Annotated in this window: 14 protein-coding genes; 5 read left to right on the top strand and 9 right to left on the bottom strand. The window is 54.5% G+C overall.

From position 1 onward, the window contains the following. Positions 1-45 precede the first annotated feature (45 nt). The gene (gene yigI, locus OGY67_RS16085; protein WP_003017917.1) at positions 46-513 is read left to right on the top strand and encodes an acyl-CoA thioesterase YigI; all 468 of its coding nucleotides are present in this window, start codon (positions 46-48) and stop codon (positions 511-513) included. Between the two features lie 51 nt (positions 514-564). Further along, entirely contained in the window at positions 565-1458 is an 894-nt protein-coding gene (gene rarD, locus OGY67_RS16080) for an EamA family transporter RarD (RefSeq protein ID WP_003828953.1), read from the top strand. A 73-nt stretch (positions 1459-1531) separates the two neighbouring features. Here rarD and corA read toward each other — a convergent pair whose 3' ends face one another. The 8 genes from corA to lptM form a co-directional block, all read right to left on the bottom strand. After that, a complete protein-coding gene (corA, locus tag OGY67_RS16075; protein ID WP_003017920.1) occupies positions 1532-2482 on the bottom strand; it encodes a magnesium/cobalt transporter CorA in 951 nt (316 codons plus the stop codon). 154 nt (positions 2483-2636) lie between these two features. Then, positions 2637-2693: a YsgD/CorL family protein gene (ysgD, locus tag OGY67_RS16070; RefSeq protein ID WP_212723238.1), complete on the bottom strand. Its 57-nt coding sequence runs from the start codon at positions 2691-2693 to the stop codon at positions 2637-2639. Positions 2694-2940: 247 nt separating this feature from the next. Continuing rightward, complete coding sequence (gene uvrD / locus OGY67_RS16065; protein WP_003828957.1) at positions 2941-5103, bottom strand: DNA helicase II; 2163 nt, start codon at positions 5101-5103, stop codon at positions 2941-2943. A gap of 88 nt (positions 5104-5191) precedes the next feature. Continuing rightward, positions 5192-5908, bottom strand: coding sequence for a 5-amino-6-(5-phospho-D-ribitylamino)uracil phosphatase YigB (gene yigB, locus OGY67_RS16060; RefSeq protein ID WP_032945701.1), 717 nt, complete (start codon positions 5906-5908; stop codon positions 5192-5194). Beyond that, on the bottom strand, positions 5908-6810 hold the full coding sequence (gene xerC / locus OGY67_RS16055) for a tyrosine recombinase XerC (protein ID WP_103015294.1): 903 nt from the start codon (positions 6808-6810) through the stop codon (positions 5908-5910). Before xerC ends, yigB begins: the two co-directional genes overlap by 1 nt. Continuing rightward, positions 6807-7514 carry a DUF484 domain-containing protein gene (locus OGY67_RS16050; protein ID WP_008787084.1) on the bottom strand — a complete coding sequence of 236 codons (708 nt, stop codon included), beginning with the start codon at positions 7512-7514 and terminating at the stop codon, positions 6807-6809. The genes xerC and OGY67_RS16050 overlap by 4 nt, the downstream gene beginning before the upstream one ends. After that, positions 7511-8335: a diaminopimelate epimerase gene (gene dapF / locus OGY67_RS16045; RefSeq protein ID WP_003017933.1), complete on the bottom strand. Its 825-nt coding sequence runs from the start codon at positions 8333-8335 to the stop codon at positions 7511-7513. Before dapF ends, OGY67_RS16050 begins: the two co-directional genes overlap by 4 nt. Before the next feature lie 49 nt (positions 8336-8384). After that, positions 8385-8588, bottom strand: coding sequence for an LPS translocon maturation chaperone LptM (gene lptM, locus OGY67_RS16040; RefSeq protein ID WP_003017937.1), 204 nt, complete (start codon positions 8586-8588; stop codon positions 8385-8387). A gap of 138 nt (positions 8589-8726) precedes the next feature. On the opposite strand from lptM, the gene cyaY reads away from it, so the two are divergent. Beyond that, positions 8727-9047: an iron donor protein CyaY gene (gene cyaY, locus OGY67_RS16035; RefSeq protein WP_003828967.1), complete on the top strand. Its 321-nt coding sequence runs from the start codon at positions 8727-8729 to the stop codon at positions 9045-9047. A 75-nt stretch (positions 9048-9122) separates the two neighbouring features. On the opposite strand, the gene cyaA is transcribed toward cyaY, so the two are convergent. Continuing rightward, positions 9123-11669 (bottom strand): class I adenylate cyclase, encoded by a 2547-nt coding sequence (gene cyaA, locus OGY67_RS16030; RefSeq protein WP_032934207.1) that lies wholly within the window; start codon positions 11667-11669, stop codon positions 9123-9125. Positions 11670-12063: 394 nt separating this feature from the next. Between cyaA and hemC the strand changes: the two genes are divergently transcribed. Beyond that, positions 12064-13005, top strand: coding sequence for a hydroxymethylbilane synthase (hemC, locus tag OGY67_RS16025; RefSeq protein ID WP_003828972.1), 942 nt, complete (start codon positions 12064-12066; stop codon positions 13003-13005). Further along, the gene (gene hemD / locus OGY67_RS16020; protein WP_286574163.1) at positions 13002-13742 is read left to right on the top strand and encodes a uroporphyrinogen-III synthase; all 741 of its coding nucleotides are present in this window, start codon (positions 13002-13004) and stop codon (positions 13740-13742) included. Before hemC ends, hemD begins: the two co-directional genes overlap by 4 nt. Positions 13743-13744: the final 2 nt, after the last annotated feature.

Genomic DNA, 13744 nt, shown 5'->3' with positions numbered 1-13744 from the left:
AGCATAATATCAACATTTCATTAACCATAGAGATGTAGGGATCGTATGTCTGCCGTACTTACTGCTGAGGAAGCGCTGAAGTTAGTGGGTGAAATGTTTGTCTATCATATGCCGTTTAACCGGGCGCTGGGACTGGAGCTCGAACGCTATGAGAAAGAATTTGCTCAATTAGCCTTTAATAACCAACCGATGATGGTCGGCAACTGGGCGCAAAGCATTCTGCATGGCGGCGTGATCGCCTCGGCGCTGGACGTCGCCGCCGGGCTGGTATGCGTTGGGAGTACGCTGACCCGCCATGAAACGATCAGCGAGGACGAACTACGTCAGCGGATGTCACGCATGGGTACAATCGATTTGCGTGTTGATTATCTGCGCCCCGGAAGAGGGAATCGCTTTACCGCCACCAGTAGCCTGCTGCGGGCGGGTAATAAAGTCGCTGTTGCGCGCGTGGAATTGCATAACGAAGAACAGCTTTATATTGCCAGCGCAACCGCCACTTATATGGTGGGGTAAGTGCCTAAAAAAAGGTAAACTGCTGTTACATTTCTGCAATGAGTTTTCCCGATGGATGCTAAACAAACGCGGCAGGGCGTGCTACTCGCTCTTGCTGCTTATTTTATTTGGGGTATCGCTCCCGCCTACTTCAAGCTGATTTACTATGTCCCGGCGGATGAGATCCTGACGCACCGCGTCATCTGGTCATTTTTCTTTATGGTGGTACTGATGAGCATCAGCCGCCAGTGGTCAGGCGTTAAAACGCTGCTACAAACGCCAAAGAAGATCTTCCTGCTGGCGCTCTCTGCAGTGCTCATCGGCGGAAACTGGCTGCTGTTCATTTGGGCGGTCAATAATCACCATATGCTGGAAGCCAGCCTCGGCTATTTTATTAACCCACTGGTGAATATTGTGCTGGGAATGCTATTCCTCGGTGAGCGCTTTCGTCGCATGCAGTGGCTGGCGGTACTGTTAGCCGCCTGCGGCGTGCTGGTACAGCTGTGGACCTTCGGATCGCTGCCAATAATCGCGCTGGGACTGGCGTTCAGCTTTGCGTTCTATGGGCTGGTGCGCAAGAAGATTGCCGTCGAAGCACAAACCGGCATGCTGATCGAAACCCTGTGGCTTTTACCTGTCGCCGCCATCTATCTGTTTGGCATTGCGGACAGCTCAACCAGCCATATGGGGCAAAACCCCATGTCGCTCAACCTGCTGCTGATTGCCGCGGGTGTCGTGACCACCATTCCGCTGCTGTGCTTTACCGGCGCGGCAACCCGCCTGCGTCTGTCCACGCTGGGATTCTTCCAGTATATCGGGCCTACGCTGATGTTCCTGCTGGCCGTCACCTTCTATGGTGAAGTTCCGGGAACGGATAAAATGGTCACGTTTGCGTTTATCTGGGTGGCACTGGCGATTTTCGTGATGGATGCGATTTATACGCAACGACGGGTTCGTCGGAGCTAGGGGAGTGCCGGATGGCGCTTCGCTTATCCGGCCTACAAAAGCACATCGCCGTAGGCCGGATAAAGTACAGTGATTACAGCCAGTTCTTGCGCTTAAAGTACAGATACGGCGCCAGTCCCGCGAGCATCATAAAGACAATCGCGCCCGGGTAACCGAAGCTCCAGTGCAATTCCGGCATAAACTCAAAGTTCATCCCGTAGCTGGAAGCCACCAGCGTCGGCGGCAGGAATACCACAGAAACCACCGAGAAGATCTTGATGATGCGGTTCTGCTCGATGTTGATAAAACCCATCGCCGCCTGCATCAGGAAGTTAACCTTCTGGAACAGCGATTCATTATGCGGCAGCAGTGACTCGATATCGCGCAGGATCTCACGCGCCTGCTCCAGCTGACTGCCCGGCAAACGCGCTTTACGTACCAGGAAGTTCAGCGCGCGCTGGGTATCCATCAGACACAGACGTACTTTCCAGCCGATATCTTCCAGTTCCGCCAACGTCGACAGCGCTTCGTCATACTCATCGCCCTGACGCCCTTCCATGATCACACGGCTGAGTTTTTCCAGGTCGCTGTAGATGTTTTCGATCTCATCCGCCAGCTGTTCAATTTTGGTTTCGAACAGGTCGAGCAACAGCTCGTAGGCGTTGCCATCCACCATCGCCTGGTTACGCGCACGCATGCGGTACAGGCGGAAGGCCGGCAGTTCGCGCTCGCGCAGAGTAAACAGGCGGCCTTCGCGAATGGTAAATGCGACGGTTGAGTTACCCGCGTGATCGTCGGCGTCTTCGTAAAAGAAGAAGGAGTGGATGTGCAGACCGTCTTCGTCTTCAAAAAAACGTGCGGATGCTTCGATGTCTTCCAGTTCAGGGCGCGTAGCCAGATTCTGGCCCAAGTCCTTTTGCACACGGTTTCGTTCTTCGTCATCCGGCTCGACTAAATCGACCCAAACCGAACTGGCCAGGTGCTCGATCTCGTCTGCCTCAAGGCGAGTTAAACGATTGTTTTCCAGTTGAAATGCGCTCAGCATGACCGGGACTCCCAATGCAAAAAATTATCGGACAGTTCGGAGGGCACACAGAAACAAATTGGGTTTCAGACCATTAAACAGCCTGACTCAGCGCGACGGGAAAAAACAGAAGGTCGCTGACAACCGCGAAGGCTATCAGCAAAAAGGGATAGCCTTAGGAGTTGATCCTGGATGACAGGATAATGAGCCAGTATCTACTGGGTGTGTCCAAGGCGAATGTCCTCTTAGCGTAATCGTGCGCGCATGTTACGCCAGCAAAATTTTGACGTCAACACGCAACGGATGGCGAAAAAGTAATAATTTCCCCTTATACAGAAAGGTTAGCAGAGGGGAATTATTTATCTATGATTTCAGAATATTAACCGACAGATAGCCGGATGGCGGCTTCGCCTTATCCGGCCTACAAATCAAAATATTACGTTCCGCGTAGGCCTGATAAGCGCAGCGACATCAGGCGATCATACCGTTTCCAGTCTGGCGTAGGCGGCAACCAGCCATTTGATCCCCTGCCCCTGGAACGCGACCTGCAAACGACTGTGTTCGCCGCTTCCTTCCAGGTTGACGATGGTGCCCTCGCCAAATTTAGCGTGGCGCACGCGCTGGCCGAGCTTATAGCCGGTATCATTTTCCGCCATTGGCGTGCCCATCCGCTGATGGCTCACCGGGCGGCTGACAGTGGCGCGCAGGCGAACCTCTTCAACGCACGCTTCCGGCAGTTCGCCGATAAAGCGCGACGGACGATGGTAAACCTCTTTGCCGTACAGACGACGCGTTTCGGCGTAGGTCAGGGTCAGCTTTTGCATTGCGCGGGTCACGCCTACGTAAGCCAGGCGGCGCTCTTCTTCGAGGCGACCGCCTTCGTCCAGCGACATCTGGCTGGGGAACATGCCTTCTTCCATCCCGACGATAAACACCTGCGGGAACTCCAGACCTTTCGCCGAGTGCAGCGTCATCAGTTGTACCGCGTCCTGCCAGGTATCCGCCTGCCCTTCGCCCGCTTCCAGCGCAGCGTGAGACAGGAATGCCTGCAGCGGCATTAAGTCTTCGTCTTCTTCGTTGTAGCTGAACTGGCGCGTTGCCGTCACCAGTTCGTCTAAGTTTTCGATACGCGTCTGGCCTTTCTCGCCTTTTTCCTGCTCGTACATCATGCGCAGGCCGGAGTCTTTAATCACCCGGTCAGTCTGCACGTGCAGCGGCATATCGGCGGTCTCCTGCGCCAGTGCGTCAATCAGCTCCATAAAGCGCTGTAAGGCGCTGGCGGCGCGACCCGCGAGGGCTTTTTCCTGCAACAGCTCACGACAGGCCTGCCACAACGTTAGCTGGCGGTCACGGGAGGTCTGACGCACCACATCCAAAGTACGATCGCCAATCCCGCGGGTGGGCGTATTCACCACGCGCTCAAATGCGGCGTCGTCATTGCGGTTGGCGATCAGACGCAGGTAGGAAAGTGCATCTTTGATTTCCTGGCGTTCGAAGAAGCGCATCCCGCCATAAATCCGATACGGCATGCTGGCCTGTAACAACGCCTCTTCCAGTACGCGCGACTGGGCGTTGCTGCGATAAAGAATAGCGCATTGCTCCAGCGCACCACCGTTGTCCTGCCAGGTCTTGATACGATTGACCACAAAGCGCGCTTCATCGAGTTCGTTGAACGCGCAGTACAGCGAGATCGGTTCGCCGTCGACGCCATCGGTCCACAGCTTTTTACCCAGACGCCCATTATTGTTTTCAATCAGGGCGTTAGCCGCGCTGAGGATATTGTTGGTCGAACGGTAGTTCTGCTCCAGGCGAATAGTTTCTGCGCCGGGGAAATCCGTGAGAAAGCGCTGGATGTTCTCCACCTGCGCTCCGCGCCAGCCGTAGATTGACTGATCGTCATCACCGACGATCATTACCTTGCCGGTATCGCCCGCCAGCAGGCGGATCCACGCGTACTGAATGTTGTTGGTATCCTGAAATTCGTCCACCAGGATATTGGTAAAACGTTCGCGGTAGTGCTGCAGGATATGCGGTTTGTTGAGCCACAGCTCGTGGGCGCGCAGCAGCAGCTCGGCGAAATCCACCAGCCCCGCGCGGTCACACGCTTCCTGGTAAGCCTGATACACTTTCTGCCAGGTTTGCTCAACCGGGTTGCCGTAGCTTTGCAGATGATGCGGACGCAGCCCTTCGTCTTTCTGGCTGTTGATGAACCACATCGCCTGACGCGGCGGCCACTGCTTCTCATCAAGGTTCATCGCCTTGATCAGACGCTTGAGCAAACGCAGTTGGTCTTCGCTGTCGAGGATCTGAAAATCCTGCGGCAGGTTCGCATCCATATGGTGCGCGCGCAGCAGACGGTGGGCCAGACCGTGGAATGTACCTACCCACATACCGCCCTGGCTGGTTCCCATTATCTGGCCGATACGGTGGCGCATTTCCGCCGCCGCTTTGTTGGTAAAGGTCACCGCCATAATGGAGTACGGCGAGTTGTTCTCAACCGTCAGTAACCAGGCGATACGGTGCACCAGCACGCGCGTTTTACCACTCCCCGCGCCTGCCAGAACCAGCATGTTGCTGCGTGGCGCGGCCACCGCTTCACGCTGTTTATCATTAAGGCTGTCGAGCAGGTAAGAAACGTCCATTGGCACCGCCGCGTAAAAGTAGGTAAGGCGGATAAGCGTAGCGCCATCCGCCAAAAAGCTGGGTATATATACAGAGTTCTGCTGGTGATTATATCAGCGAGGTCAGAGATGCCAACTGTGAAATTTCGATATGCGGAAGCAAACGGCTGTCTGCAGTTTGCATCAGGTCGGCATTTTCCGGTTTGATCCAGCAGGCCTGCATACCACAACGGATGGCGCCCGCGACATCCGTCGTCAGGTCATCACCCACGTGCAGAATCTCACCCACAGGCATTTTCAGTTTTTCCGCCGCCAAGGTGTACATGTCGCTAAAGGGTTTTGATCGCCCGTCGGGACCGGCGCGCAGCACAAACTCAAAGTAATCACCCAGGCCAAACAGTTCCGGCTGCGCGTTACCGTTGGTGATCGCCACCAGCGGCCATTTGCGGGCCAGCGCCTTCAGCGTGTCATGCGTCGTCTGCGGGACTTCAATGCGGCTACGCCATTTGGCAAAATTCATCATCGCCGCATTCGCCCCCATTCTGGCTTCTGCCGCTGACAACCCCGCCTCCAGCATAGCGCGCTCTACGGCACGGTGACGCCATTGGGTAACATCGTGGTAGATTTCCGGCTCGGCGTCGCGAACGGCCTGACGTAAGCGCTGTAGGTCGCTATTTTGCAGCGAATTCAACGCCGGATGGTAATTCTGTACAAACGCGAGCGCTTCCTGCTCGGTGCGTGTGATAACGGGACGGTTATCGTAAAGGGTGTCATCAAGGTCAAAGGTGAGCGCAGAAATGCGCCCCAAAGGCCGGTAAAAACGCATTATTTCCCCCGTTTGGCGCGCGGATGCGCCGCATCGTACACTGAAGCCAGGTGTTGAAAATCAAGATGGGTATAGATTTGAGTCGTGGAGAGATTGGCATGACCCAATAACTCCTGCACTCCGCGCAGATCGCCGCTCGACTCCAGCATATGCGTCGCAAAGGAGTGACGCAATTTGTGGGGATGTACGTGGCTGTTCAGCCCCTGCTTGATACCCCATTCAGCAAAGCGTTTCTGCACATTACGCGCCGAGATGCGTTTGCCCAGTTTGGACAGAAATAGCGCATCGTCATCGCTGCCAAATAGCCCGCGTAGATCCAGCCAGTGCTCAATCCACGCCACCGCGTTGCGGCCAATCGGCAGGCGACGCTCTTTACTGCCCTTACCCATCACCCACACTTCGCCGGTGTCGAGGTCGAGATGTTTAATATCCAGCCCAACCAACTCAGATAAACGCAGACCCGCGCCGTACATCACTTCCAGCATTGCTCTATCGCGCACAGCAAGGGGATCGTTGAGATCGATATCCAGCAGACGATTAACATCGTCGACATCGATATTTTTAGGGAGATGACGCGGTGCTTTAGGCGCGGAAACGCTTTTTGCCGGATTGGCTTTCAGCTCGCCCTGATTAACCAGCCAATCGAAGAAACTGCGTAACGCGGAGAGACGCAGTGCCAGACTCGCCGGCCCCAGTCCTTTACGACGGCTGCGAACAGCAAAACTACGTACCATCGCAGCATCACATTGTTGCCAGCTTTGCAGACCGGTCTCTCCGGCTAACGCAATGATGGCATCAAGCTGACGCTGATAATTAAGCAATGTGACCGGGCTAAGCTGACGCTCAACGCCCAGATAGCGCAAAAAGCGCGCCACATCCTGAGAAAGGGGTGAATCGGTCATACGCGTTCAATCCAGCGCTCCAGCAGTTCCGGCAACATCAGCGAGATTTCCTGCAGCAATTGCGTGCCTTGCCCCTGCTGGTAATGATTAACGTCACGGCTGCTGAACAGCATCACGCCCAGAGAGCCATCTTGCCCGAGCATCGACATCGCCACCGAACCTATGGCTTTCGCCTCCGGCATCATGACCAGCAATTCCGGACCATTGAGCGGCCCAAGATAGTGCTGTGACTGACCCAGACGCTGGATACGCAGCGGTTCAAAAGCCTGACGGCTTAATGCCAGATGGGTGAATTTTGATGGCGCGCCAAGTCGCCAGCGATCCGGGAACAGACGAACCGTCGCTCCGGCCAGCCCTAACTCACGCGCCCAGCGATGAAATCGCATCAGCATGTCGTCAAGACTGCTGGCCGACACCAGCCGTCCTTGCAGATTTAACAGACGATAGAACAGGCTTTCATTGGCGTTGGCTTGTTCCATCAACAACGCCATGTTCTCTTCCAGCACGTTAATATGATTACGTGCCCGCGCCATATGCCATTCCACTAAAGAGACCGTGCCCCGCACTGGGTGCGGAACTCGCATCGCTTCAACGGCCTGGGCATTACGGATAAAAAACTCAGGATTACGTTGCAGGTAATCGACGACCGCCCGGTCGTCCAGCTCCATGAGCGTTTCCTGTAGTTCTTCCCCTGGTTGCTTCATAAGTGAATAAATCCGTCGTAGACATGTGCCGCCGGGCCAGTCATATACAGCGGATGACCCGGACCTTTCCAGGCGATATCAAGTCGACCGCCCGGTAATTCCACCCTCACTTCTTCTGCCAGCAGACCCTGCTGGATACCGACCGCAACGGCAGCGCACGCACCGCTGCCGCAGGCCTGCGTTTCACCCGCGCCGCGCTCATAGACGCGCAGTCGGATATGCTCGCGTTTTACCACCTGCATAAATCCGATATTGGCGCGCTCAGGGAAGCGTTCGTGGCTTTCCAGAACCGGTCCCAGTGTTTCTACCGTGGCCGTATCAACATCATCAACCTGAATCACGCAGTGCGGGTTCCCCATTGAAACCACGCCGCACAATACTGTCTGTTCAGCCGCGCGCATAATATAGGTCTTCTCTGCTTTGTTAGCGCGAAAAGGAACCTGCGAGGGTTCAAAATTGGGTTCGCCCATATTCACCCGCACCAGCTCGTCGTCAGTGACGGTTAATACCATACGACCATTCGCGGTACTGACGCGAATATCACGTTTATTGGTCAGCCCTTTCAGGCGAACAAAACGGGCAAAACAACGGGCGCCATTGCCACACTGTGACACTTCACTGCCGTCGGCATTAAAAATACGGTAGTGGAAATCCAGCTCCGGATCATACGGAGGCTCAACCACCAGCAGCTGATCAAATCCAACGCCGAGATGTCTGTCGGCCAGGCGGCGGATCAGCTCTGGTGAGAAAAAGACATTCTGCGTTACCGCGTCGACGACCATAAAATCGTTGCCAAGGCCATGCATTTTAGAGAATTGCATCATTCACTCCGTTCACGCGGGTACAGAAATGTAAAATCTATTCCTGCCGTTAGTAATTCACCTGAGAAGGCCCATCACTAATCCCACGATCGTTTTTCTCAGGCGTGGTGGATTGCGATTGCGGCTGAACGCTCTTGGTCGGAGGCGGCGCGGTTTTATCAGCTGGCGGGAAATAGAGCGGGCCTTTTAGCCCACAGCCCGTAAGGCTGAACAGAGTAAAAATGACAGCGAGTGGCTTTAACACGTTTTTCATTATGGATTGCCTGTAAAGTTCATGCTTTCTGTTTTCTATCATCGCAGGAGAAGGCGTAAAAGCAAGAGTTTGGCTAAAAACTGCATCGCGATTTATTCCACGTTATACTGCGGGCATCACGAAAAATAGGATAAGAAAATGAACGACAGTGAATTTCATCGCCTTGCTGACACCCTGTGGATGACCATTGAAGAACGTCTGGATGACTGGGATGGCGACAGCGATATCGATTGTGAGATCAACGGCGGCGTGCTGACCATCAGCTTCGAAAACGGCAGCAAAATTATTATTAACCGTCAGGAGCCGCTGCACCAGGTGTGGCTGGCGACCAAACAGGGCGGCTACCACTTTGACCTGAAAGGCGACGAATGGATCTGCGACCGAAGCGGCGAAACGTTCTGGGATCTGTTGGAACAAGCGGCAACGCAGCAGGCGGGTGAAGAGGTGAGCTTCCGCTAAGCTTTAGTGCCGGATGCGCTTTGCTTATCCGGCCTACTTTAGCCCGGTAAGCGTCGCGCCACCGGGCAAGTTAACTCACGAGAAATACTGCTGTAACAGCGGCGTGTCGTTGTCCTGACTGGCTGGCGGAACGGCGCTAATCGGCTGGGTGCGGAACGGAATCACCTGCGCGCGCCCGTCGGTTTTCACAATCTGATAGAACTGCGGCAGGTTAAAGTTGATGAAGCTGGAGCCGTAGGTAAAACGATCGTGCGACGATGAATAGAAACGGCTGACGTCGCGTACCAGCTCCTCTTTACTACCTTCGCAGTGGTGATACACCTCAGCCCGATTGCTTTCGTCCAGAATGTAGATATTAAAGCCCTGCTCATCACCCGTTTCTTCGAAAAAGAACTGAATAATCCCTTCGCTGGCAAAACCGTCGACCACCGACGGCAGTTTCACATGGTTGGTCTCAACCTGGACGGAAAGCCCGTGCAGTTTGTTATGTGAAATCGCGCCATAGAATTCAATTGCGTTTTCCAGCTTCTGTACCGAAACGTTCAGGCGCTCGAAGAACAATCCCCACGTCTGGCCGGAAACACGCAGCGCTTTGAAACGTCCGGTTTCCTGACGGGTGCTGGAGAGGCGTAATTCGATGCACTCAGACACCAGTTGCTGGACGCGGGTGCGAATTAAACCGCGCAGATGCTGGCTATAGCAGAAGACCTCGACGCTATCTGGCGGCGCGGCATCCTGGTGCATTTTGCCCAGAATCGTTTTTAACGCTTCAATCATCGCCTGCTCGCCGTTGAAGTGCAGCGTACGCACCTCATTCCACGAGTTGCGGTACAGCAGGTCGACGCTTCCTACCAGGCAATTTTGCTCTTCGCCAAAGCTGAAGACGTCCAGCTTACGGAAATCAAAATGTACCACCTGATTGCGAAACGCTGCCGTTGGGTCATATTCGAGGTTAACGATAATCGCCAGATGGCGAATTTCGCACGGGCTATACAGCGCTTTCGGCGTTGGTGCAGGCAGCCGCAGCGGGAAGTGGTGCGATACGTCGGCGACCATTTCCTGCAGCTTCGGCAAATCAACAATGCCGTTGCCCTTAATAAACAAATGCGTACGCGAGGTCAGCAGGCCGTTGAACCAGGCCCACGCCACCAGCTTGTTTAGATAGCGGTTATATTCCAGCGGCTGATGGCTGATGATCGAGTCCATGTTCGGCGCGCGGTTGTAGAGATACCAACCTGAACGGTTGGCACGACCCGGCGGTACATGGATAAAGGTCAGATTCGGTTCCGAGAGATCCGGAGATATCTGTGGGTTCACCAGCGTGACTTTACCCGGTAACGCTTCAAACGCGGCATACAGCTTACGGGTCAGCACGCCGATATCCTGCGGGCTGGCGCTGACGCTGAGGTTATTGCGCCGCGCAAAGCGGATCAGGTTACGATAGCTCTGCATCATCGCATCGAGCAGTTCGTTATGTGCTTCGCGTACCTGGTCAATCTTCCAGTTAGCACGGTTATCCAGCATGGTCAGACGGGCGTCATCCCAGCCCCACTCTTTCACTAACTGACTTAATACTTCACGACGCCAGCCCACGCAGGCGCGCTCACGGCTCAGTTTCTCACACACTTTTAAGTAGAAACATCGACGCACTAAATCCAGGCGTGTCGGATCTTCGATCGCCGTGAGGTACTCGGTAACGCGCTCCAGCATCATGCAGTAAGGATCGAGACCAAAAGAGACGATCTCGCCGTCATGCAGGCGCTGTTTAATATCTTTCGCCAACAGGCGTGGATTTGGGTATTCCCAGGAATAGGCTTCCAGCAGCAGCGTTTTCAGCACCGCTTTGTACGGGGAGTCGATACTCTTGTACAACTGCCAGAGGCTGGCGCCAAAGTACTCTTCGGCGGAAAGCGAACTGAGCCCGCCGAGATCCAGCCATTCGTTTGGCGTTAACACCCCCTGTGCGTAGAGCGTCATGACGTAATCGTCGTAATGCTCTTCTTCGTCGCCCGGCACCATATTCCACAGAATACGTTTACCCGCGAGGCGCACAGCGGTGCGATAGAATTCATCAAGCAACAGGATATGCTGCGTCGAGCCACAGTCTTCACCACCAAGACTGCCGCTTTCATTGTGACGGAAACGGTTTTCATCAATCAGGAAGAAACTGACTTCTACGCCCAGCGAGGCGGCCCAGCTTTCCAGCAGGCTACATTTTCGCTGCAGCAGCTGGCGCTCTTCGCTATCAAGCCAGGATTGATGGCAGACCCAGATATCAAGGTCAGAGGAACAGCTTTGCCCTACCGAAGAGGTGCTGCCCATTGAGTAAACACCGGTGATCGGCAGTTCGCCCTTGGGAGGATCCTGCGGCGACATACCGCGGTACAGTTCCAGTTCGTTCAGGTAGTGGCGTTGGGTTTCATCAGGCGTGTAAAAGCATATGCCTTTGGGAACGTTACCATCGAGGTAACCCGGCATCAGCGGATGGTGGTAGTGCAATAATGTCGGCAGCAGACTGTATACCTGCTGGAAGGCAGGTCCCATGGCAGCAAGCGCGCGATCCACACGCAGTTGATTTATGGCATCCAGTCTCTGTTTCAGAGTCTCAATATAGAGGTACAAGACGTATCGCCTGATGTTGCTATCCGTCATGTTGTCGATTGCCGCGGCGCAAGCGCTCACAATAATCGCCATCAATTCGGATAAACCGTATGTCAAAAATAACCGTTACCTGTTTTTCGCCCATATTTTTTTATGCTGTTCAGCCGAAAAAATGGTCTAAAACGTGATCAATTTAACACCTTGCTCATTGACCGTAAAGAAAGATGCGCTACATACAAGTGTAGCACCGTTCGTTACGTGTAAATTCCTTCATACGGTCGGGAGGTTTCTCGTCATTATTCACTGCCAGTGATGATGCAGCGCCTTTTCCTCTCACTTACGTTTGAGCGTAACGCTGACATCCCTTTGATAAGGATGTTAGGATGGTCAATGATTGATAATGACGGTAACAAGCATGTTAGACAATGTTTTGAGAATTGCCACACGCCAAAGCCCCCTTGCGCTCTGGCAGGCACATTATGTCAAAGACGCCTTAATGGCAAACCACCCCGGTCTGATCGTGGAACTGGTTCCTATGGTAACCCGTGGCGATGTGATCCTTGATACCCCGCTGGCGAAGGTCGGGGGGAAAGGGTTGTTTGTTAAAGAGCTGGAAGTCGCGCTGCTGGAAAAACGCGCCGATATCGCTGTGCATTCCATGAAGGATGTGCCGGTTGAATTCCCTGACGGTCTTGGGCTGGTCACCATTTGTGAGCGAGAGGATCCGCGTGATGCTTTCGTATCAAATAAGTACAACTCGCTGGATGAACTCCCCGCAGGCAGCATCGTCGGGACATCCAGTTTGCGCCGCCAGTGCCAGTTGGCGAAGCGTCGCCCGGATCTCGTCATCCGTTCGCTGCGCGGCAACGTAGGCACGCGCCTCAGCAAACTGGATAACGGCGATTATGACGCCATTATTCTGGCGGTCGCCGGATTAAAACGTTTAGGTCTTGAGTCGCGAGTCCGCACCGCTCTGCCGCCGGAAGTCTCCCTGCCCGCTGTCGGGCAAGGCGCAGTAGGCATAGAATGTCGACTGGATGATATGCGCACTCAGGCACTGTTAGCGCCGCTCAACCATGAAGAGACCGCGCTACGCGTCAAAGCAGAACGCGCCATGAACACCCGCCTGGAAGGGGGATGTCAGGTACCTATTGGCAGCTATGCCGAAATCATCGACGGTGAGATTTGGCTACGTGCGCTGGTCGGCGCGCCAGACGGTTCACAGATGGTATGCGGAGAACGTCGCGGCGCTACACAAGATGCCGAACAGATGGGCATCTCTCTGGCAGAAGAACTGCTGGAGAACGGTGCGCGCGCCATTCTGGCGGAAGTTTATAACGGAGAAGCCCCCGCATGAGTATTCTGGTCACCCGCCCGTCTCCCGCAGGGGAAGAGTTAGTGAGCCGACTGCGCACACTGGGGCAGGTGGCCTGGAGTTTTCCGCTCATCGAGTTTTCACCTGGTCGGGAGCTGGCAACGGTTGCTTCCCGACTGTCGGCGCTGACGGAGAACGATCTGGTCTTCGCCCTCTCGCAGCACGCCGTTACCTTTGCAGATGCCGAGCTTCAGCAGCAAGAGAAAAGCTGGCCATCTCTTCCACGTTATTTTGCCATTGGCCGTACAACGGCGCTGGCGCTGCATACTGTTAGCGACTTCAATATTCACTACCCTCTGGATCGGGAAATTAGCGAAGTCTTGCTACAATTACCTGAATTACAAAATATTGCGGGAAAACGCGCGCTTATATTACGCGGCAACGGTGGCCGGGAGCTGATAGGTGAAACCCTGACGGCACGCGGAGCCGATGTCGATTTTTGTGAATGTTATCAACGCAGTGCAAAACATTACGATGGTGCGGAAGAAGCGATGCGCTGGCAATCCCGTGGCGTAACCACGGTGGTTGTCACCAGCGGAGAGATGCTACAACAGCTCTGGTCGCTCATTCCGCAGTGGTATCGTGAGCACTGGTTACTACGCTGTCGGCTGTTGGTCGTCAGTGAGCGTCTGGCGCACCTCGCCCGGGAACTGGGCTGGCAAGATATTAAGGTCGCTGATAACGCCGACAACGATGCGCTACTACGCGCATTACAATAACT

The sequence above is a fragment of the Citrobacter sp. Cpo015 genome, from assembly GCF_030333035.1.
GTDB classification, from domain to species: Bacteria; Pseudomonadota; Gammaproteobacteria; order Enterobacterales; family Enterobacteriaceae; genus Citrobacter; species Citrobacter portucalensis.
Note: the sequence above shows the minus strand (reverse complement) of the source record. Positions and strands in the feature narration are given on the sequence as shown.

What these genes read in the sequence shown, in the direction of transcription:
- yigI (WP_003017917.1), top strand. Translation starts at nt 46, where the DNA reads ATGTCTGCCGTACTTACTGCTGAGGAAGCGCTGAAGTTAGTGGGTGAA.
- rarD (WP_003828953.1), top strand. Translation starts at nt 565, where the DNA reads ATGGATGCTAAACAAACGCGGCAGGGCGTGCTACTCGCTCTTGCTGCT.
- corA (WP_003017920.1), bottom strand. Translation starts at nt 2,482, where the DNA reads ATGCTGAGCGCATTTCAACTGGAAAACAATCGTTTAACTCGCCTTGAG.
- uvrD (WP_003828957.1), bottom strand. Translation starts at nt 5,103, where the DNA reads ATGGACGTTTCTTACCTGCTCGACAGCCTTAATGATAAACAGCGTGAA.
- yigB (WP_032945701.1), bottom strand. Translation starts at nt 5,908, where the DNA reads ATGCGTTTTTACCGGCCTTTGGGGCGCATTTCTGCGCTCACCTTTGAC.
- xerC (WP_103015294.1), bottom strand. Translation starts at nt 6,810, where the DNA reads ATGACCGATTCACCCCTTTCTCAGGATGTGGCGCGCTTTTTGCGCTAT.
- OGY67_RS16050 (WP_008787084.1), bottom strand. Translation starts at nt 7,514, where the DNA reads ATGAAGCAACCAGGGGAAGAACTACAGGAAACGCTCATGGAGCTGGAC.
- dapF (WP_003017933.1), bottom strand. Translation starts at nt 8,335, where the DNA reads ATGCAATTCTCTAAAATGCATGGCCTTGGCAACGATTTTATGGTCGTC.
- lptM (WP_003017937.1), bottom strand. Translation starts at nt 8,588, where the DNA reads ATGAAAAACGTGTTAAAGCCACTCGCTGTCATTTTTACTCTGTTCAGC.
- cyaY (WP_003828967.1), top strand. Translation starts at nt 8,727, where the DNA reads ATGAACGACAGTGAATTTCATCGCCTTGCTGACACCCTGTGGATGACC.
- hemC (WP_003828972.1), top strand. Translation starts at nt 12,064, where the DNA reads ATGTTAGACAATGTTTTGAGAATTGCCACACGCCAAAGCCCCCTTGCG.
- hemD (WP_286574163.1), top strand. Translation starts at nt 13,002, where the DNA reads ATGAGTATTCTGGTCACCCGCCCGTCTCCCGCAGGGGAAGAGTTAGTG.